The following is a 19,216-nucleotide window of genomic DNA, read 5'->3' on the forward strand; positions in this document are numbered from 1 at the left end:
CCGCCCACCCCTGGCGGCGGACTCGGTCGACCAGCAGACGGCGACCATGAACATTGAGACGAGCGTTAGCGTGGGCCACGAGAACCTCCGGGTCGGGCGGGACTTCGACAATCCACACCTCACTCGGAGGTTCTCCTCCTCGTCAACGCCTACGCGTCACCAACCTCTCGGCCGAGTACATCTAGGAGCGGGCGAAGGGGGATCCCCCCGTCGTCGCTCGGCTCGCCCCCGGGTCGACCCACCGGGACGCCCCCGGGCGGTGCGTGACAGATGACATGGTCGGTGCCGCAGGGGTGCCCCCTAGGCTCGTCAGGGCCACCGAGGAGGGGACCACCCATGACGACCGATGTCGCCGCGAGCACGACCGAGCTGACGAAGACCTACGGCCGGGGAGACGCCACCGTCGTCGCCCTCGACCGCGTGAGCATCGAGGTGACCGCGGGGCAGTTCACCGCGATCATGGGCCCGTCCGGCTCGGGCAAGTCCACCCTCATGCACTGCCTCGCCGGGCTGGACTCGGTGACGTCGGGGCAGGTGCGGATCGGCGACGTCGAGATCACCGGGCTCGGCGACAAGGCCCTCACCCGGCTGCGGCGCGACAGCGTCGGCTTCGTCTTCCAGGCCTTCAACCTCGTGCCGACGCTCTCGGCCCGCGAGAACATCCTGCTGCCGATGACGATCGCCGGGCGCAAGCCCGACCAGGAGTGGTTCGACCACGTCGTGCGCACCGTCGGGCTCGAGGACCGTCTCGGCCACCGCCCCTCCGAGCTGTCCGGCGGTCAGCAGCAGCGCGTCGCGTGCGCGCGTGCGCTCGTCAGCCGGCCGCAGATCATCTTCGCCGACGAGCCGACCGGCAACCTCGACTCGACGAGCTCGGCCGAGGTCCTCGCCTTCCTGCGTCGCAGCGTCGACGACTTCGGGCAGACCATCGTCATGGTCACCCACGACCCCGTCGCCGCGAGCCACACCGACCGGGTGCTCATCCTCAGCGACGGCCGGGTCGTCGACGAGGTGTGGCAGCCGACGCGGGAGTCGGTGCTCGACGCGATGATGGCGCTGTCGGCGCGCACGGGGACCCAGGGATGATCCGCGCGGCCCTGACGTCGCTGCTCGCGCGCAAGCTGCGGCTGCTCCTCTCGGCCGTCGCCGTCGTCCTCGGCGTCGGCTTCGTCGCGGGCTCGCTGATCTTCACCGACACCCTCGGCCGGGCCTTCGAGGGCATCACCGAGGGCACCGTCGGCGACGTCGTCGTCGCCGCGTCCGACTCCGGCGAGGGCTTCTCGACCGCGACGATCAGCGCGGCCGAGGTGGCCCGCTTCGAGGACCTCGACGGGGTCGCCCGCGTCGACGGCAACGTCGAGGCCTTCGGGGTCTTCGTCGTGGGCGAGAACGGCAACGTCGTCGGCGGGCAGGGGGCGCCGGCGCTCGCCTTCAACCACAACGACGCGCCGAACCAGCTGGGTCGGCAGGTCGTCACCTACGACCAGGGCCGCCCGCCGCAGCGCGAGGGCGAGGTCGCCATCGACGCGCAGACCGCCGATCGCGCGGGGCTGAGCCTCGGCGACGACGTCGAGATGGTCACCGCCGGTCAGTACCCGCAGATCGACGCCAGGCTCGTCGGCATCCTCGAGTTCGGCGAAGGGGGAGTCGTCGGTGCCTCGATCTCGGTCTTCGACACCAAGAGCGCCCAGAAGTACTTCCTCGACGGCAAGGACGTCTACAGCTCGGTGTGGCTGACGACGACCGACGACGCCGCTCCCGCCGACGTCGCGAAGGAGGCCGCCGCGATCACCCCGAAGGGGTACACCGCCGAGACCGGCGCCGCCGTCGCCGAGCGGACGGCGACGCAGGTGCAGGAGGCGCTGGGCTTCATCACGACCTTCCTGCTCGTCTTCGCCGGGATCGCCCTGCTCGTCGGCTCCTTCATCATCGTCAACACCTTCTCGATCCTCGTCGCCCAGCGCGGGCGCGAGCTGGCCCTGCTCCGCGCCATCGGGGCGAGCCGCGGCCAGATCACCCGCTCGGTGATGATCGAGGCGCTCGTCGTCGGCCTCGTCGGGTCCACCGTAGGCCTCGTCGTCGGCGTGCTCCTCGCCCTGGGCATCCAGGGGCTCTTCTCGCTCCTCGGCCTCGACCTCAGCGGGTCCGGGCTGATCTTCGCGCCGCGCACGGTCGTCGCGGCCTACGCCGTCGGCGTCCTCGTGACGGTCCTCGCCGCCTACGTCCCGGCCCGCCGGGCGGGCTCGGTCGCGCCCGTCGAGGCGATGCGCGAGCAGACGAGCGAGTCGACCCGTACACGACCCGTGCGTCTGGCCCTCGAGGTCGCGGTGCTCGTGCTCGGTGTCGCCGCCTTCCTCGCCGGGCTCTTCGTCGTCGACACGGACGAGCTCGTCTGGGTGGGTCTGGGCACGGTCGGGATGCTCCTCGGTCTGGCCTTCCTCTCCCCGCTCGTCGGGCGCCCGCTCATCCGCGCGCTCGGCTGGGTCTACCGCCGGGTCTTCGGCCCGATCGGGCACATGGCGGAGCAGAACGCCATCCGCAACCCCGGCCGCACCGCGGCGACGGCCTCGGCCCTGATGATCGGGATGACCCTCGTCGCGCTCATGGGCGTGCTCGCCTCGAGCACGAAGGCCACGGTCGACCAGCAGATCGCCGACAGCTTCCGTGCCGACTACGTGCTCTCCAACGCCGTCAACCAGCCCTTCTCGCACACCCTCACCACCGAGGCGGCGGAGGTGCCGGGCGTCGCCGAGGTCTCGCCGGTGCGCTACGCGCCGCTCGAGGTCGACGGGGAGCGGCGCTTCGTCCAGGCCGTCGACCCGGCCACCGTCGAGCGCATCCAGACCATCGACATCCAGCGCGGCGACGCGGACCTGTCGGGCTCGACCGTGCTGATCTCGGCGACCCGGGCCGGAGACCTGCAGCCCGGCGACCCCGTGACGGTCAGCCTCGGCGGGCAGTCCCGCGAGCTCACGGTGTCGGGCATCTACGCCAACCCGGGCAGCCAGCCCGACGTCCTCGTCAGCCTCGACACCCTCTCCGCCCTCGGGGCGCCCGAGGCGGACAGCTCGACCTTCGTCTTCCTCGAGGACGGGGCCGACCGGGCGCAGGTCGTCAGCGGTCTCGAGCAGATCATCTCGGGCCAGCCCCTCGTCTCGCTCAAGGACCAGGCCGACTACGCCGCGGAGCAACGGGCGAGCATCGACCAGGTGCTCTTCCTCATCTACGGCCTGCTCGCCATGGCGATCGTCATCGCGGTCTTCGGGATCATCAACACGCTGAGCCTGTCGGTGCTCGAGCGCACCCGCGAGATCGGCCTGCTGCGCGCCGTCGGGCTCTCGCGCGGCCAGCTGCGCCGCATGGTGCGCCTCGAGTCGGTCGTCATCGCCCTGCTCGGCGCGATCCTCGGGATCGTGCTCGGCGTCGTCGCCGGGGTCGCGATCCAGCGCTCGCTCGTCGACGACGGCATCACCGAGCTGGCGATCCCGTGGGTGCAGATCGTCGTCTTCCTCGTCCTCGCCGCGATCATCGGCGTCCTCGCCGCCCTGTGGCCGGCGTGGCGCGCCTCGCGGATGGACGTGCTCCGGGCGATCGGCAGCGAGTAGCCGACGACCGGGCGGTCGAGCGCCCGTGAGGCAGCGGCGAAGGGGGACCGGTCCGGTCCCCCTTCGCCCCGGCTCAGCGTCGCCCGAAGGCGGCCTGGACCCCGGCCTCCGCGGCGTCGTAGGCCTCGCCCGCGTCGGCCAGGGCCCGGCCGATCTCCTCGAGGCTCTCCTTGACCTGCCGCTGCGTGGTGCGCCAGTCGGTGACGAGGTCCTGGAAGCGAGAGGACGCGGTGCCCGACCACTCGTCCTGCATCGCGACGAGCGTGCTCATCATCGAGGCGACCGAGCTCTCGACGTCGGCCGAGATCGAGGCGACGGTGCCCGACCCCGCGGCGAGGGTCGCGGTGCTCACGGCGAAGGTGCTGCTCATGGTGGCTCTCCTGTCGGTGTGCTGCGGGGCCGGTGCGACCCCTGCCCTCAGACGGTAGGAGCCGGCGGGCCCTGCGCCGCGGGGTTCTCCACAGCCCCCCGGGCGCGACGCGCCCGCTCCAGCGCGCTGGCGTAGCCGGCACCCATCGCGAGCAGCAGCACCCCGGCGACGATGAAGCTCAGCACGCGCGGCAGGCCGTCGAGCGCGGAGAGGTCGAAGAAGAGGAGCTTGACGACGGCCGTCGCCGCGAGACCGAGACCGGCGAGCACAGAGACGCCGGCGTCCTCGCTGCGGCCGAGGCCGCGCACGAGCAGACCGGCCGCCAGGGCCATCCACACGACGGTCGCCAGGGCGTGCCCGACGAGGAAGCCCGAGGCGGCGGGGTCGTCGCCGAGACCCGCGGCCCGGCCGAGGACGGACCCGCCGAGCACGAGGGGCAGAGGCAGGGCGAGCGCCGCGGCGCACACGGCGACCCGGGAGGCCTCCGGCGAGCCGGGCACGAGGGCGCGCAGGGCCAGGGCGACGAGGGCGAGGAGCACGACGACGCAGACCGCCTCGAGGACGTGCACCGCGTCGACCCGGTCGGCCTGGCTGCGAGAGACGAGCGCCGGCAGGTGCCGGGTCGCGGGGAGCAGGGCGAGCAGGGCGACGGGGAGGGCGACGACTCCGACCGAGGTAGAGCGCAGCCCGGCGGCGGCCGCCACCCAGCCGACGGCGACGACGAGCAGCGCGAGCGGCACGAAGGACTCGCCCGGTCCCCGAGTGGCCAGGAGGAGCAGCGCGAGCGCGGCGACGACGAGGCTCAGCTCGCGCAGCCGGGAGAGGGCCGGCACACCGGCGACGGGGCCGACCCATGCGGCGACGAGGTGGGCCGCGGCGAGCACGAGGAGCACGACGACGGCGACGGGCCGGTCCTCGGTGCCCCCGGCGAGCAGGGCGGGGAGCGCGGCGACGAGCGCGAGGGCGGCCAGAGGGGCGGGCAGGCCCGCTCGGGCGCCTAGACCGCGCACGAGCGGGGCGAGGGTCGTCGCGAGGACGAAGAGCGCGAGGACGAGCGCCATGAGCGTGCCCTCATGGCCGTCGTCCTGGGCGGCGACGGCGACGACCGCGTAGAGCGTCGTGGGGACGACACGCGCCACCTCGAGGACCGGCCAGCTGCGGCCCACCTGGGCCGGGTAGCTGGCGATCGTCAGGGTGAGCAGGAAGGCGCCGACGAGGAGCACCTCGGAGCCGCCGACGACCGGGGCGAGCACCGCGACCCCGACGACGACGAGCACGGCGAGCAGCTGGCTGCGCCAGGCCCGGGCGATGACGAGGCCGCCCGCGGCGAGCAGACCGGCGACGACGAGGCCGAGAGCGGCGGGCACCCAGTCGTAGATCCGCGTGACCGCGAGGACGTCGAGGTAGGCGGCGGCGACACCGGTCGCCGCGAGCCCGAGCGCGCCGACCGGGCTCTCCTGACGACGGCGCACGACCGCCGCGGCCCCGAGGAGAGCCGCCGAGAGGACCGCGCCGGACAGGACGCGGGCGAGCGGGCCGAAGATCCCGGCCTGGATCGCGATCGCGAGCAGGAAGGCGACGCCGATGAGCGTGATGCCCGCGCCGACGACGGCGAGCAGCCGGGCCACGACGCCGTCGCGCTGCCACCAGGGCTCGAGGGGCGCCGGGGCGAAGGGGGAGGCCGGCGGCGCGGGCGGGGCGGTGACCGGGCCGCGAGGGGGCGCGGCGGGCGCGGCTGCGGCGGGCGCCGGCGCGGCCCCTGCGACGGGGGCCCCCACCCGGACGGGCTCGGGGGCCTGCGGCGGCGCGGGGACCGCGCCGGCGGGCGTGGTGCGCGGGGCGGGGGCAGGGCCTGCGGGAGCCGTGGTGACGACCGGTCCGCTCGACGGGACCGGGGCGGCGACGGGGGGCGGGGCGCTCACCCCTTCGGCCCCGGCGTCGCGCTCGAGGGCGACGCGCACGCGGGCGAGGTGGTTGCCGACGCGGTACAGCTGGCTCATCGCCTCGGCGAACTCGTCCTCGAGCGTGCTCAGCTCGTCACGGTAGCCGGAGGTGCGGGGCGGGATGCTCATGCCCCCAGCGTGCCGCCACAACACGCCGGGGGCATGAGTCTGGCTACTCACAGCCTCGACCAGACGCCACACCTGGTCGAGGGGGTAGCACCCCTAGTCAGGAAGCCCGGGGCCGGCTGGCCCGTCGGGGAGGAGACGGTGGGATCCGTTGCCGGCACCCGTGCTTCCTGACTCCTAGTGGACACCCGTGGCCTTGGACGACCCTGCTCTCCACCTGGGAAAAGGCTGATCCTCTCGGGCCACGGGGTCCGGGTCTCAGCCCTCGGTGCGCTCGCCGAGGGTCACGTCGACCTGCGTGCTCTTGCCGTCGCGGATGACGGTCAGCTTCACCGTCGAGCCGACCGCCTCCTCGCGCACGTGGGCGACGAGAGATTCGGCGGAGGTCACCGGCGTGTCGCCGACCGCGACGACGAGGTCGCCGACCTCCAAGCCGGCCTTCGCGGCGCCGGAGCCCTGCGAGACCTGCTCGATCCTCGCGCCCGAGCGGGTCGCCGACCCGCTCTTCGCGGTGCCGTCGCTCGGGGTGACGCCGAGGAAGGCGTGCTGGGCGGAGCCGTCCGTGATGAGCTGGTTGGCGATCATCCGGGCCTGGTCGACGGGGATGGCGAAGCCGATGCCGATCGAGCCGGACTGGCCCCCCGAGCTGCTGCCCGTGCTCGCGATCGAGGAGTTGATGCCGACGAGGCGGCCCGACGCGTCGACGAGAGCGCCGCCGCTGTTGCCGGGGTTGATCGCGGCCGAGGTCTGCACGGCGTTGGTGACGACGGTCTCGCCCTGGCTCTGGCCCTGGGCGAAGGGGTCCTGGCTCGAGGAGTCGCTCGTCGAGACCGGGCGGTCGAGGGCGCTGACGACACCTGTGGTGACCGTGCCGGACAGGCCGAGCGGGTTGCCGATCGCCATGACTGGGTCGCCGACGGCGAGGGAGTCGCTCGCCCCGAAGGTGATGGGGGTCAGCTCCTTCGGCGGGTCGGTGATGGTGAGCACTGCGAGGTCGGTCGAGGGGTCCGTGCCGGCGATCGTCGCGGCGTAGGTGTTGCCGTCCGAGAGGGTGACGGTGATCTGCGAGCCCGCACCCTCCCCGGCTCCGGTCGCGACGTGGTTGTTCGTGAGGACGTGCCCCTTGTCGTCCATGACGACGCCGGAGCCCTGGCCCTCGCCCTGCGCGCTCTTGACGGTGATCGACACGACGCTCGGGCCGACGGCCGAGGCGACGGACTGCCAGTCGGGGGCGGACTTCTGCGCGTCGGTCACCGGGACGACGCTGCTCTGCGGCAGCTGCGAGGAGGCCGAGGTCGTCGTGCCCTCGTCGCCGTCGGCCAGGCTCGTCGCGGCGAAGGTGCCGCCGCTGGCCAGGGCCGCGGCGAGCACGGCCACCGCGGAGAGCTCGCCCACGCGGCGCAGCCCGCCGCGTCGGCGCGGCTGCTGGGGCGGGAGGGTGCCGACGGACGCCGGCGGGGGCGGGGGGTAGCCAGCGCCGCTCCGGGGGGTCTGGTGGGCGCCGAAGGGCTGCGTCTCATCAGGACGGGGGAGGGGGGAGGTGTCGTCGTGCATGGTGCTGCTCCTTCGGGTCGCGCGGTCCGCGTCGCGGATGCCTACGACTCCTATGAGACTCCTACGAGTCGTGACGGCCCTGGTGATGGGCTGTGAGGACTCTGTGCCTCGCGAGCCGGGCGGGCGGGCTACAAGACCCTGCCAGCAGCCCTTCGTCGTACCAGGAGCCTCTCGAGAGGGTCCTGGTACGGCGAAAGGCAGCCAGCAGGGTCTCGTAGCTGGTCGCGAGGTGGGCGAAGGGGGAGTCAGGCGGCCAGCGGGAGGGTGACGCGGAAGGTCGCGCCGCCACCGGGGGTCGGGCCGACCGAGACCTCTCCGTGGTGCTGCTCGACGAGCGCGGCGACGATCGCCAGGCCGAGGCCGGATCCCCCCTTCGCCCGCGACCGCGCCTTGTCCGCCCGGAAGAAGCGCTCGAAGACCCGTGCTGCGGTCTCGTCGTCCATGCCGACGCCGTGGTCGCGGACCTCGACGACCGCCCGGCCGTCCGCGGTGCCGACGGCGACCTCGATGGGCACCCCGGAGCCGGCGTGCATGAGGGCGTTGGAGAGCAGGTTGCCGACGACCTGGCGCAGCCCGGCGTCGTCGCCGCGCACGACGACGGGGGAGAGCTCGCCGGTCAGCCCGACGAGGTGAATCGGGCGCTCGGGGTCGCGGGCGCGGGCGTCGTGCGCGGCCTCGGCGCACAGGACGAGCAGGTCGACCTCCGTGTGCTCGAGGGGGCGCTCGTCGTCGAGCCGCGCGAGGGTCAGCAGGTCGTCGACGAGAACGCTCATCCGAGAGGCCTCGCCCTCGATGCGCTGCATCGACGTGTCCAGGGCGACCTCGTCGGCGATGGCGCCCTGGCGGTAGAGCTCGGCGTACCCGCGGACCGTGGCCAGGGGTGTGCGGAGCTCGTGCGAGGCGTCGGCGACGAACTGGCGCATGCGCGTCTCGGAGGCCTCCTGGGCGGAGAAGCTGCCCTCGATGCGACCGAGCATGACGTTGAGCGAGTCCGAGAGCGAGGCGACCTCGTCATGACTCGTGCGGACGGGGACGCGGCGGCTGAGGTCGCCGGCGGCGATGGCCGCGGCGACGTCCTCGATCTTGCGCAGCGGTCGCAGGGCGCGCTGGGTGGCGAACCAGCCGAGCACGCCGGAGATGATCGACACGACGACGCCGATGACGAAGGTGAGGGAGAGCAGCCGGGCGACGGTGTGCTGCTGCCCGCGAAGGGGGATCCCCACGGCGTAGGTCGTGCCCTGCGTGTCGACGGTGCCGGCGATGAAGCGCCACTCCGTCGTGCCGTCCGTCGAGGGCACGGTGAAGGGGCGGCCGGTGACGACCCGCGAGTCGTCGGGGGCGAGGTAGGGCAGCGCGGGCTGGCTCTGCTCCGCCGTCGGGTTGATCGCCTGGCGACGGTCCTCGTCGACGGGCATGTACGCGAAGGCGTAGGCGTTGGGCAGCGTCCGGTCGTCGTCGTTGTAGTAGATGAGCTGCCGGGCCACCGGGTCCTTGACCGAGCGCAGCTGCTGGTCGGTGCTCGCGAGGAGGTCGCGGCGCATGAGGTACGAGGTCGCGAAGCTCGACAGCGTGAGCGCTGCCATGAGCAGGACGAGGAGGATGACGACGAGCCGGTAGGTGAGCGGGATCGACTCGAGCCCGCGCACCACCCGCTCGCGGGTGCGCTCGCGGCGCGGGCCGACCGAGGCGGGTCGGCGCGGCGTGGGCTCCTCGTCTCCCGACGACGGGGTGAGGGTGTCCCCCTTCGCCGTGTGACGCAGGATCATCAGGCCTCCGGCGGCATCCGCAGGAGGTAGCCGAAGCCGCGCTTGGTGTGGATGAGCGGGGGCAGGCCCTCGGTGTCGATCTTGCGCCGCAGGTAGGAGATGTAGGACTCGACGATGCCCATCTCGCCGCGGAAGTCGTAGTCCCACACGTGGTCGAGGATCTGCGCCTTCGACAGCACGCGGTTGGGGTTGAGCATGAGGTAGCGCAGCAGCTTGAACTCCGTCGGCGAGACGTCGACGACCTTGCCGGCCCGGCGCACCTCGTGCGCGTCCTCGTCGAGCTCGAGGTCGGCGAAGCGCAGGACCGACTCGGCGTCGCCCTCCTCGAGGGTGCGGCGCAGGATGACGCGGATGCGCGCGACGACCTCCTCGAGGCTGAAGGGCTTCGTCACGTAGTCGTCGCCGCCGACGGTCAGGCCCTTGAGCTTGTCGTCGAGGCTGTCGCGCGCGGTGAGGAAGAGGACGGGCACGTGCTGACCACGGCCGCGCAGCCGGTTGGTCACCTCGAAGCCGTCGATGTCGGGGAGCATGACGTCGAGGACGACGAGATCGGGCTGCATCGTCGCGGCGAGGTCGAGCGCCGTGCGGCCGTCACCGGCCACCTCGACCTCGAAGCCGTTGAACTTCAGCGAGGTCGCGAGGAGCTCGCGGATGTTCGGCTCGTCCTCGACGACGAGCAGTCGCGCCTCGACCGGCGCCTGACTTGACGTGGGGCTCGGGACCATGCTCCCAGTGTGGGCGCGGATCCTGGGAGAGGCCTGTGCGCCGGGTGGGTGATCTGCGGGTGCGCCCGGCGCCAGACCTGCGAGGATGAGGTGACTCGCCCGGCCCAGGGGGGCCGGCAGGACGGAGCCAGTCATGGTGTGGATCGCCGGCGGCATCGCCGCAGTCATCGCCGTCATCGCGGTCGCGTACGACCGCACGCACAAGGGGGCGTCGATGCAGTCCGACCCCTCCAACGTCGCCAAGGACGCCGGCACCTCGCTGCGCTACCACAACAACAGCGGCGGCACCTCGCTCTGACGCAGACCTCGACAGCGAAGGGCGAAGGGGGATCCCCCCTTCGCCCTCTCGCATCACCTGGCCTCGTCAGCGGGGTGCGTCGCCCTCGTCGGGGACGTAGTCGGGGTTGGGGTGCTCGTCGGTCTCGTCGACGGTGGCACCCATGCCGCCGCCCTTGTTGACGTCCGGGGTCTCGGGGACGTTGTCGGCACCGCCGACGGAGGTCTCGGCGTTGAGGGCGCTCGAGCCGGCCTCGGAGACGGTGCCGCCCTCCTGGTCGTCGGGGCGGGAGTCGTCGTGTGTGCTCATGTCCTCAACGTAGTCGCAGATCAGGCGTCTGCGGCCGGGCCGAGAGGGTCAGCGCTCGAGCAGGTCCTCGGCGTCGATGATCCGGTAGGCGTAGCCCTGCTCGGCGAGGAAGCGCTGGCGGTGGGCGGCCATCTCGGCGTCGACGGTGTCCCGGGCGACGACGGTGTAGAAGTGCGCGGTGCGGCCGTCCTCCTTCGGGCGCAGGACGCGGCCCAGCCGCTGGGCCTCCTCCTGGCGTGAGCCGAAGGTGCCGCTGATCTGGATCGCGACGGTCGCCTCGGGCAGGTCGACGGAGAAGTTGGCCACCTTGCTCACGACGAGCAGGCGGGTGCGCCCCTCACGGAAGTCGGCGAAGAGCTGCTGGCGCTCCTTGACCGGGGTCTGGCCCGTGATGAGGTCGCAGCCCAGGCGCTCGACGACCTCGTCGAGCTGGTCGAGGTACTGACCGATGACGAGGGTCGGCTCGTCGGTGTGCTTCGCGACGAGTGCCTCGACGACGTCGAGCTTCGCCGGGGTCGTCGAGGCCATCCGGTAGCGGTCCTCGGGCTCCGAGGTCGCGTAGGCCATCCGCATGGACTCCGACATCGACACCCGCACCTCGACGCAGTCGGCGGGGGCGATGTAGCCCTGCGACTCGATGTCCTTCCACGGCGCGTCGAATCGCTTGGGGCCGATGAGGCTGAAGACGTCGCCCTCACGGCCGTCCTCGCGCACGAGCGTCGCCGTGAGACCGAGCCGGCGCCGCGCCTGCAGGTCGGCGGTCATCCGGAAGATCGGGGCCGGCAGCAGGTGCACCTCGTCGTAGACGACGAGGCCCCAGTCGCGGGCGTCGAGCAGCTCGAGGTGGGGGTAGACGCCCTTCCGCTTGAGGGTGAGCACCTGGTAGGTCGCGATGGTGACCGGGCGGATCTCCTTGCGCGCCCCGGAGTACTCGCCGATCTCGTCCTCGGTGAGCGAGGTCCGGGCGATGAGCTCGTCCTTCCACTGCCGGGCCGAGACGGTGTTCGTCACGAGGATGAGGGTCGTCGCGCTCGCCTTGGCCATCGACGCGGCGCCGACGAGCGTCTTGCCCGCCCCGCACGGCAGGACGACGACGCCGGACCCGCCGTCCCAGAAGCCGTCGACCGCCTGCTCCTGGTAGGGCCGCAGCGTCCAGCCGTCCTGCGCGAGCGAGATGGGGTGCGCCTCGCCGTCGACGTAGCCGGCCTCGTCCTCGGCCGGCCAGCCGACCTTGAGCAGCTCCTGCTTGAGCGTCCCCCGCTCGGAGGGGTGGACGAGGACGGTGTCCTCGTCGACGCGGTCGCCGAGGAGGGGCTTGATCTTCTTGTGCCGCAGGACCTCGGTGAGCACGGCGCGATCGGTCGTCACGAGGACGAGCTGTCCCTCGTCGTCCTTGCGCAGGGTGAGGCGCCCGTAGCGGTCCATCGTCTCGGCGATGTCGACGAGCAGGCCCTGCGGCACCGGGTAGCGCGAGTGGGTGACGAGCGCGTGGACGACCTGCTCGGCGTCGTGCCCGGCCGCCCGCGCGTTCCACAGCCCGAGCGGGGTGACCCGGTAGGTGTGGATGTGCTCGGGGCTGCGCTCCAGCTCGGCGAAGGGGGCGATGGCGCGTCGCGCCTGCGCCGCCGCCGGGTGGTCGACCTCGAGCAGGAGGGTCTTGTCGGACTGGACGATGAGCGCGCCGTCAGGCATCGAGCCCCGTTCGGGAGGGTGCGGGTGTGGGTGAGGTCCGGCGGTGCCGGCTCAGTAGGTGTCGTAGTCGTAGCCGCTGCTGCTGTCCTGGCTGATCGCCCAGGCGAAGAAGGAGGCCACGGCGATGATCGCGAGGACGGACAGGACGGCGAAGACGATCCAACCGATCTTCGTCAGCCTCGAGGCGGACGCAGGGTCGGAGGACTGCTTGACCAGACCCATGATGCCGAGGATCAGCGGGGCGATGCCGACGAGCGTGCAGTAGCACGACAGCGTGAGCAGCGCCGACAGGATCGTCAGCACGAGGGCCGAGACGTTGAGGTCGCTGCTGCCCCCGGCGGGCGGCGGGCCGTAGGGGTTCGGGGAGTACGGGGTCTGCCCGTACTGGGGCTGCTGGCCGTAGCCGGGCTGGCTCGCGCCGTACGGGCTCGGCTGCTGGCCCTGCGGGCCACCCGAGCTCTGGCCCCCGGGCTGCTGCGGGTCCTGGCCGGGCTGCTGCTGCGGGTAGGGGTCCATGCTCACGTGCGAGTCCTCGTCTGGCGTCGTCGGGAGGCGCGTCCCCCCGCTGGGTCGCCAGGGTACGCGGGCACGGCCTGCCCCACGACGGGGAGCGGTCCCCGGCCGCTCAGCGCAGGTGCTGCTCGACGAGCGCGAGCGTCGCGTCGTCGAAGGCCACGAGCGTCACCTCGTCGACGTCGGCGGTCGAGGCCGAGATGGTCTCGACCGCGCAGGCGACGGCGTCCCCCTTCGGCCACCCGTAGATCCCCGCGCTGACGAGCGGGAAGGCGAGCGTCCGCGCGCCGATCTCCTCGGCGACCTCGAGGCTGCGGCGGTAGCAGGACGCGAGGAGGTCCCGGTCGCGCTCGCCCGCCGAGTAGTTCGGTCCGACGGTGTGGATGACCCACCGGGCGGGCATCTCCCCCGCGGTGGTCCAGCCGGCGTCGCCGGTCGCGAGCCCGTGCGGGAAGCGCTCGACGCAGTCGCGCAGGACTGCCGGCCCCCCCGCGCGGTGGATCGCGCCGTCGACGCCCCCGCCGCCGCGCATCGCGCGGTTCGCGGCGTTGACGACGGCGTCGACGCGGGTCTGGGTGATGTCGCCGCGGACGGCGTGCGGTGTCGGCATGCCCCCATGCTGCACCGGTGGGAGGATGACCGGGTGAGTGCGACGCTGCCCCAGGTGGTCCCCGGAGCCGACCTGCCCGACGCCGTGACGATCTACGAGGTCGGGCCGCGTGACGGGCTGCAGAACGAGTCGACGGTCGTGCCGACCGCGGTCAAGGCCGACTTCGTGCGGCGGCTCGTCGCCGCGGGGCTCGGCACGGTCGAGACGACCTCCTTCGTCAGCCCCCGGTGGGTGCCCCAGCTCGCCGATGCCGAGGACCTGCTCACCGAGCTCGGCGACGAGGGCCTCGGCCACCGCCGGCCGGTCCTCGTGCCGAACGAGCGCGGGCTCGACCGCGCGATGGAGCACGGGGTCGGCGCGATCGCCATCTTCGGCAGCGCGACGGAGACCTTCGCCCAGCGCAACCTCGGGCGCTCGCTCGCCGAGTCGGTGCAGATGTTCGCCCCCGTGGTGCGCCGCGCGCTCGACAGCGACCTGTGGGTGCGGGCGTACGTGTCGATGTGCTTCGGCGACCCGTGGGAGGGCCCGGTGCCGGTCACGCAGGTGGCCGACGCGTGCGAGTCCCTCATGGAGCTCGGCGCCCACCAGCTCTCGCTCGGCGACACCATCGGCACCGGCACCACCGGGCACGTCGAGGCGCTGCTCCTCGAGCTCGAGCGGCGCGGCATCGGCGCCGACGTCATCGGCGTGCACTTCCACGACACCTACGGGCAGGCGCTGGCCAACACCCTCACCGCCCTGCGGGCCGGCGTGCGGGTCGTCGACGCCTCCACCGGCGGGCTCGGCGGCTGCCCGTACGCGAGGTCGGCGACGGGCAACCTCGCGACCGAGGACCTCGTGTGGGCCCTCGACGGGCTGGGCATCCGCACCGGGGTCGACCTCGGCGCGCTCGTCGAGACGAGCGTGTGGATGGCCGAGCAGCTCGGTCGTCCGGCGCCCTCGCGGGTCGTCAAGGCGCTCTCCGGGGGCTGAGGGACGGGTCCGCGGCGGCGGTCAGGGGCGGTCAGGTGTGACCGCGGGGCGGTCAGGTGTGACCGCGGGGCGGTCAGGTGTGGCCGGGGGCGACCGGTCTGCGGCCGCGTCAGCCGGCGACTGCGACGCCGGTGATCCGGTGGATCGAGTACGTCCGCTGCTCGTCCTCGACACTCCCGCGCACGCGTCCCCCTTCGACCGCCTCGGGCAGCAGGAGCACCCGGCGCACGTCGCCGATCGCGTCGGCGACACCCAGCCACACGTGCACCCGGTCGGCCGCCGCCTCGCGCAGCACGCCGGCGACCCCCGCGGGGTCCATCGGGGGCAGTGGGGGCCCGGTCGGGCTGACGAGCGCGCGGGCCTGGGCGGCCTGCTCGCCGCGGCGCATCGCGGCGACGAGCGCCGGTGGGTCGGCCGCCACCGTCACCGGCGGCGGCACCTCACGGGGCGGGCTGACGCGGCGCACCGCGCCCGCCGCCGTGACGACCCCGCCCGAGCTCTCGCGCACGGGTGACGCACCGACCTCGCGCAGGCTCTCGAGCAGGACCGGGGCGGAGGCGGGGGAGACGAGCACCGTCGGGGCGAGCCGGCGCAGCTGGAGGTGCGAGAGGTCGCGCAGGGCGAGCAGGCGGTCGAGGTGCGCCTCGTCGTCGCTGCGCAGGTAGGAGCCGACGCTGCCGGCGCGCAGCTGCCCGTGCCGGCGGGCGACGTCGCGCACGAGGTACTCCAGCCCCTGCGGCAGGGGTGTACGGCTGATCGCCGCGAGCTCGGCGAGGAGCTGCTCGCCGTCGAGACCGGCGTCGAGGGCCTGGCGCACCGAGGCGTCGCTGAAGCGGTAGATCGAGGCGCCGCCGCGCGACTCCAGGGTGGCGCTGCGGCGCAGGGTGGTCGCGAGGGACGGGCTCGGCGGACCGGGTACGACGGCGGTGAGGTCGGCCTGGACGAGCGCGTGGTCCACCGGCTCGGGCAGGTCGCCCTGGAGGATCTCGACCGCCTGGGGCGAGGCCCCCCGTACGACGGCGGTCGCCGCGGTGCCGATGCGGCCCTGCACGGTGACGCCGAGGCGCTCGGCCTCGGTGAGGACCGAGCCGACGACGCCCTGGGCGTCCTGGGGCATGCGGCGGGGACGGCGCTCGCGCAGCGCCGTCGTGACCTCGGCGGCGGGCACGCCCTGCGCGAGCACGTCGAGGACGTCGGCCCGCAGACCGCGGATCGGTGGCCAGACCATGTCGTCGGACAGGGCCCGCGGTGCGCTCTCGCCGATCTGCAGGGTGGTGCGCAGCGAGGTGGTCCACGGCACGACGAGGTCGACCCAGCGCTGGGCGGTGCTCGCCTCGCGCCAGGTCTCGACAAGGGTCGTGAGGCGCCAGGTCGGCTCGGCCCCCTCGTCGTCGGCGAGGAGCCGGGCGCCCAGGGCGAGGTCGAGCAGGAAGCGCAGGTCGTCGGGGTCGAGCTGGGTCTGGCGGGCCAGCGAGCGCAGGTCGACGACGGCCATGCCGCCGGACCGCAGCACGCGGGGCCGGGCCGACTCGAGGTGCTCGAGGACCTCGTCGAGGAGCGCGACGAGGTCGAGGACGACGGCCGCCGTCTGGGTGTCGACATCGGGGGAGGGGCCGCTCTCGGCCGGGGCCGTGAGGTCCGGGCGACGGCGGGTCGTCCCGCCGCGCAGGTGCAGGGCGACCTCGCGAGGGAGGGTGACGCGCAGACGGGCGGTGTCGTCGGCGTCCTCGCGCACCGCCGCGAGGCCGTGCTCGCCGAGCCACCGCGCTGCCGTCGCCGCCTGGCTGTCGCTGCTCACCGTCGCGACGGGCCCGCCGTCGACGAGCCGGTCGAGGACGGTCCGCGCCGCGGGCGGGGCCTCCTCGCGCAACTGGTCGACGTCGTCGGGGTCGACGACGGGCAGGCGCAGATCGGCGGCCCGGGGGCCGAGACCAGCGGGGGCGGGGCCGAGCACGTCGAGGACGGTGCGGGTGGGGGCCAGCCCGTCGGGTGCGCGCCACAGCAGGGCGGCGTCGCGCAGGGCGAGGACCGGCTCGGCCAGACCGGGCCCGTCGAGACCGGTGAGCTCGGCCAGTCCCTCGGGCACGGGCTCGGCCACCCCGTCGAGCGCTGCGCGCGGCGAGCCGTCGAGCAGCGCGGCGGCCTCGAGGACGGCGAGGTGGGTGGCGTCGAGGTGGTCGACCGCGCGGGTGGTGCTCGCGACGGTGGCGGCCCGGGCGGCGAGCGCGGTGAGGTCGGCGGGGGCGGGCCGGGTGAGGTCCGGACGTCGCCGGAGGAGCTCAGCCAGCTCCTCCTCGGAGCGGGAGCGGATGTCCTCGGCCAGCGAACGCACCAGTGCACGCTACTCCGGGACCCAGCAGCACCTCGACGCACGAGCAGCACGGCGAGATGCGGCTCGCGCTGCGAGGTGCTGCCTGCAGCACCTCGTCTAGGTTCGGGGGATGGCGCACCCGAGCGGAGAGCAGTGGCAGATCGAGCACGGCGACCTCGTCGCGGTGGTCACCGAGGTCGGCGGCGGGCTGCGGTCGTTGCGCCTGGGCGATCTCGACGTCGTCGCCGGCTACGAGGCCGACGAGATGGCCTCGTCGGGCCGCGGCCAGGTCCTCGTGCCGTGGCCGAACAGGCTGCGCGACGGGCGCTACGAGATGGACGGCACGACCCACGAGCTGCCGATCACCGAGCCGGAGACCGGCAACGCCAGCCACGGCCTCGCCCGCTGGGAGGGCTGGCGGCTGCGCGAGCGGCACGACGACGCCGTCGTCGTCAGCCACACGATCCACCCGCGGCCGGGCTGGCCCTTCCACGTCGAGGTCGTCGTCGCCTGGGTGCTCGACGGCTCGGGCCTGACGTGCACGACGCAGGCGACGAACGTCGGTGACGCCGTCGCCCCGTGGGGCTACGGCGCGCACCCCTACCTCGCGCTCGCCGGCACGCCCGCGGCGCAGGCCCGCGTGCGCGTGCCCGCCGCCCAGGTCCTCCTCGTCGACGACCGGATGCTCCCGGCCGACCTCGTCGAGGTGGGCGGGACCCCCTTCGACCTGCGCGACGGCGAGCCGCTCGGCGAGCGGGACGTCGACAACGCCTACACCGACCTCGAGCGGGGCGAGGACCGCTGCTGGCAGGTCGAGGTGGCCACGGACCGGCTCGTCAGCCGGGTGTGGGGCGGGCCGGGCCTGGACTGGGTGCAGGTCTTCACCGGCAAGGCACGCGACGAAGGGGGTGCCCCCGGGGTCGCCGTCGAGCCGCTGTCGTGCCCGGCCGACGCCTACAACACCGGGGTCGGGCTCGTGCGTCTCGAGCCCGGGCAGACGTGGACCGCCCAGTGGGGTCTCGAGGCGCAGCGGGTCTGAGGCTCAGCCGGCGCGCTGCGTGCGCGGCGAGGTCGAGGGGCTCGCGGCGGGCAGGCCGTTGACCTCGGGGCTGACGATGCGCTCGATGCGCAGCAACATCCAGGCGCTGACGACGAGGCCGAGGAGCATGCAGCCGATGAAGACGGCGGCCAGGCCACGCCCGAGCAGGACGCCCGCGAGGACCGGTCCGACGATCGCGCCGAGCATGAAGGCCGTCGAGCTCGCGGCGTTCATCCGGCCGCGCAGGTGGTCGGGGGCCGAGTCGTTGACCATCGCCGGGATCGAGGGCTGGAGCATCGTCTCGCCGAGACCGAAGACCGCGCCGTAGGCGACGACGAGCATCGCGGCGGCGAGGGTGCCCGGCAGCAGGCCGGACAGCCCGAGCAGGCCCCACGAGACGGCCCAGATCGCGAGGAGGGTCATCATGACGCGGGTGCGGCGGTGGCCCTCGATGCGGTGGAGGACGACGAACTGCAGCAGGACGATGACGGCGGTGTTGGCGGCGAAGAGCAGGCCGACCGCCTCGGTGCTCACCTGCGAGACGGTCCGGGCGAAGGCGGGGATGCCGGCCTCCATCTGCCCGTAGCCGACGGTGCTCGTCAGCGCGGTGACCGCGAGGATCCAGCCGAAGCCGGGGCGGCGTAGGACGGCGGCGTAGGACCGCGGCTCGGAGGCGTCCGTGTGCGCGGCCCGCCCGTGGACGTGGCGCAGCGGGCCGAGCAGCCACATGACGGGGATGAGGACGAGCACCGCGTCGAGGAGGAAGAGGGCCTCGAAGGTGATCGGCCGGTCGACGTCGACGACCGCGCCGGCGAGGACCCCGCCGAGGCCGATGCCGAGGTTGAGCAGGGCGAAGTTCACGCCGAAGTAGCGCTGGCGCATCCGGCCCGCGACGATCGCGGAGATGAGGGAGTTCGACGCCGACCAGCCGGTGCCGTGCGCGAGCCCGAGGAAGAGGCAGGCGACGAGCGCGATCGGCAGGGACGAGGAGAAGGCGAGCGCCACGGTCCCGATCGAGGCGAGGACGCTGCCGCTCATGACGACGAGCCGGGCGCCGACCCGGTCGACGAAGGTGCCGGCGATCGGCCCGTAGATGGCGGCGATGACCGCCATGAGACCCATGAGGGTGCCGGACAGCTCGAGGCTGAAGCCGCGGACCTCGTGGAGGTAGATGACGGTGAAGGGCAGGGTCATGCCGCGCCCGAGGTGCTGCAGCGCGACGGTCGAGAGCAGGTAGCGGCCCTCGCGCGGGAGGGCGGCCCAGAAGCCGCGCACCCCGGGGCCGATCTCGTCGGCCGGGACGTCCACCGGGAGGGCGGAGGTCCGATGGGCAGTCACGAGGTGACACTGTGCCCCATCCGCGCACGGCCTGCATCTGGAGGCGCACCGGAGCACCGCCTCGAC

At 73.6% G+C, this 19,216-nt stretch carries 17 protein-coding genes; 5 read left to right on the forward strand and 12 right to left on the reverse strand.

Annotation, left to right across the window (positions count from 1 at the left end; genetic code table 11):
* On the reverse strand, nt 1–118 hold a 118-nt coding region (locus tag L6241_RS15935), incomplete at its 3' end, for a leucine zipper domain-containing protein (protein ID WP_368247077.1).
* A gap of 218 nt (nt 119–336) precedes the next feature.
* Between L6241_RS15935 and L6241_RS15940 the strand changes: the two genes are divergently transcribed.
* Both L6241_RS15940 and L6241_RS15945 read left to right on the forward strand, forming a co-directional pair.
* Nucleotides 337–1,086, forward strand: a complete 750-nt coding sequence (locus L6241_RS15940) for an ABC transporter ATP-binding protein (protein ID WP_198150271.1) — start codon at nt 337–339, stop codon at nt 1,084–1,086.
* A complete protein-coding gene (locus L6241_RS15945) occupies nt 1,083–3,605 on the forward strand; it encodes an ABC transporter permease (RefSeq protein WP_368247041.1) in 2,523 nt (840 codons plus the stop codon). Before L6241_RS15940 ends, L6241_RS15945 begins: the two co-directional genes overlap by 4 nt.
* Nucleotides 3,606–3,678: 73 nt before the next feature.
* Here L6241_RS15945 and L6241_RS15950 read toward each other — a convergent pair whose 3' ends face one another.
* The 5 genes from L6241_RS15950 to L6241_RS15970 form a co-directional block, all read right to left on the reverse strand.
* Complete coding sequence (locus tag L6241_RS15950; RefSeq protein WP_068269721.1) at nt 3,679–3,975, reverse strand: WXG100 family type VII secretion target; 297 nt, start codon at nt 3,973–3,975, stop codon at nt 3,679–3,681.
* 47 nt (nt 3,976–4,022) lie between these two features.
* Nucleotides 4,023–6,047: a DUF2339 domain-containing protein gene (locus L6241_RS15955; protein ID WP_368247042.1), complete on the reverse strand. Its 2,025-nt coding sequence runs from the start codon at nt 6,045–6,047 to the stop codon at nt 4,023–4,025.
* Nucleotides 6,048–6,302: 255 nt separating this feature from the next.
* On the reverse strand, nt 6,303–7,598 hold the full coding sequence (locus L6241_RS15960) for a S1C family serine protease (RefSeq protein ID WP_368247043.1): 1,296 nt from the start codon (nt 7,596–7,598) through the stop codon (nt 6,303–6,305).
* Nucleotides 7,599–7,843: 245 nt separating this feature from the next.
* Nucleotides 7,844–9,364 (reverse strand): sensor histidine kinase, encoded by a 1,521-nt coding sequence (locus tag L6241_RS15965; protein ID WP_368247044.1) that lies wholly within the window; start codon nt 9,362–9,364, stop codon nt 7,844–7,846.
* On the reverse strand, nt 9,364–10,089 hold the full coding sequence (locus L6241_RS15970) for a response regulator transcription factor (protein ID WP_368247045.1): 726 nt from the start codon (nt 10,087–10,089) through the stop codon (nt 9,364–9,366). Before L6241_RS15970 ends, L6241_RS15965 begins: the two co-directional genes overlap by 1 nt.
* A gap of 133 nt (nt 10,090–10,222) precedes the next feature.
* Between L6241_RS15970 and L6241_RS15975 the strand changes: the two genes are divergently transcribed.
* Nucleotides 10,223–10,387 carry a hypothetical protein gene (locus L6241_RS15975; RefSeq protein ID WP_368247046.1) on the forward strand — a complete coding sequence of 55 codons (165 nt, stop codon included), beginning with the start codon at nt 10,223–10,225 and terminating at the stop codon, nt 10,385–10,387.
* Between the two features lie 66 nt (nt 10,388–10,453).
* Here L6241_RS15975 and L6241_RS15980 read toward each other — a convergent pair whose 3' ends face one another.
* The 4 genes from L6241_RS15980 to L6241_RS15995 form a co-directional block, all read right to left on the reverse strand.
* Nucleotides 10,454–10,675: a hypothetical protein gene (locus tag L6241_RS15980; protein WP_068269701.1), complete on the reverse strand. Its 222-nt coding sequence runs from the start codon at nt 10,673–10,675 to the stop codon at nt 10,454–10,456.
* 48 nt (nt 10,676–10,723) lie between these two features.
* Entirely contained in the window at nt 10,724–12,367 is a 1,644-nt protein-coding gene (locus L6241_RS15985) for a DNA repair helicase XPB (RefSeq protein WP_368247047.1), read from the reverse strand.
* A 51-nt stretch (nt 12,368–12,418) separates the two neighbouring features.
* A complete protein-coding gene (locus L6241_RS15990) occupies nt 12,419–12,889 on the reverse strand; it encodes a hypothetical protein (protein WP_368247048.1) in 471 nt (156 codons plus the stop codon).
* Between the two features lie 103 nt (nt 12,890–12,992).
* Entirely contained in the window at nt 12,993–13,490 is a 498-nt protein-coding gene (locus L6241_RS15995) for an O-acetyl-ADP-ribose deacetylase (protein WP_368247049.1), read from the reverse strand.
* A gap of 33 nt (nt 13,491–13,523) precedes the next feature.
* On the opposite strand from L6241_RS15995, the gene L6241_RS16000 reads away from it, so the two are divergent.
* Nucleotides 13,524–14,462 carry a hydroxymethylglutaryl-CoA lyase gene (locus L6241_RS16000; protein WP_229299946.1) on the forward strand — a complete coding sequence of 313 codons (939 nt, stop codon included), beginning with the start codon at nt 13,524–13,526 and terminating at the stop codon, nt 14,460–14,462.
* A 109-nt stretch (nt 14,463–14,571) separates the two neighbouring features.
* Here the strand turns inward: L6241_RS16000 and L6241_RS16005 are convergent, their stop codons facing one another.
* Entirely contained in the window at nt 14,572–16,794 is a 2,223-nt protein-coding gene (locus tag L6241_RS16005) for a helicase-associated domain-containing protein (protein ID WP_368247050.1), read from the reverse strand.
* Between the two features lie 109 nt (nt 16,795–16,903).
* Between L6241_RS16005 and L6241_RS16010 the strand changes: the two genes are divergently transcribed.
* Nucleotides 16,904–17,812, forward strand: a complete 909-nt coding sequence (locus L6241_RS16010; RefSeq protein ID WP_368247051.1) for an aldose 1-epimerase family protein — start codon at nt 16,904–16,906, stop codon at nt 17,810–17,812.
* Nucleotides 17,813–17,815: 3 nt separating this feature from the next.
* Here the strand turns inward: L6241_RS16010 and L6241_RS16015 are convergent, their stop codons facing one another.
* Nucleotides 17,816–19,150 carry an MFS transporter gene (locus L6241_RS16015; RefSeq protein WP_368247052.1) on the reverse strand — a complete coding sequence of 445 codons (1,335 nt, stop codon included), beginning with the start codon at nt 19,148–19,150 and terminating at the stop codon, nt 17,816–17,818.
* Between the last annotated feature and the right edge of the window lie 66 nt (nt 19,151–19,216).

Source organism: Janibacter sp. Y6 (assembly GCF_040900765.1).
Lineage (GTDB): Bacteria > Actinomycetota > Actinomycetes > Actinomycetales > Dermatophilaceae > Marihabitans > Marihabitans melonis.

Bases quoted from the DNA above. Each gene is read 5' to 3' on its own strand.
- L6241_RS15940 (WP_198150271.1), top strand. From the start codon at position 337: ATGACGACCGATGTCGCCGCGAGCACGACCGAGCTGACGAAGACCTAC.
- L6241_RS15945 (WP_368247041.1), top strand. From the start codon at position 1,083: ATGATCCGCGCGGCCCTGACGTCGCTGCTCGCGCGCAAGCTGCGGCTG.
- L6241_RS15950 (WP_068269721.1), bottom strand. From the start codon at position 3,975: ATGAGCAGCACCTTCGCCGTGAGCACCGCGACCCTCGCCGCGGGGTCG.
- L6241_RS15955 (WP_368247042.1), bottom strand. From the start codon at position 6,047: ATGAGCATCCCGCCCCGCACCTCCGGCTACCGTGACGAGCTGAGCACG.
- L6241_RS15960 (WP_368247043.1), bottom strand. From the start codon at position 7,598: ATGCACGACGACACCTCCCCCCTCCCCCGTCCTGATGAGACGCAGCCC.
- L6241_RS15965 (WP_368247044.1), bottom strand. From the start codon at position 9,364: ATGATCCTGCGTCACACGGCGAAGGGGGACACCCTCACCCCGTCGTCG.
- L6241_RS15970 (WP_368247045.1), bottom strand. From the start codon at position 10,089: ATGGTCCCGAGCCCCACGTCAAGTCAGGCGCCGGTCGAGGCGCGACTG.
- L6241_RS15975 (WP_368247046.1), top strand. From the start codon at position 10,223: ATGGTGTGGATCGCCGGCGGCATCGCCGCAGTCATCGCCGTCATCGCG.
- L6241_RS15980 (WP_068269701.1), bottom strand. From the start codon at position 10,675: ATGAGCACACACGACGACTCCCGCCCCGACGACCAGGAGGGCGGCACC.
- L6241_RS15985 (WP_368247047.1), bottom strand. From the start codon at position 12,367: ATGCCTGACGGCGCGCTCATCGTCCAGTCCGACAAGACCCTCCTGCTC.
- L6241_RS15995 (WP_368247049.1), bottom strand. From the start codon at position 13,490: ATGCCGACACCGCACGCCGTCCGCGGCGACATCACCCAGACCCGCGTC.
- L6241_RS16010 (WP_368247051.1), top strand. From the start codon at position 16,904: ATGGCGCACCCGAGCGGAGAGCAGTGGCAGATCGAGCACGGCGACCTC.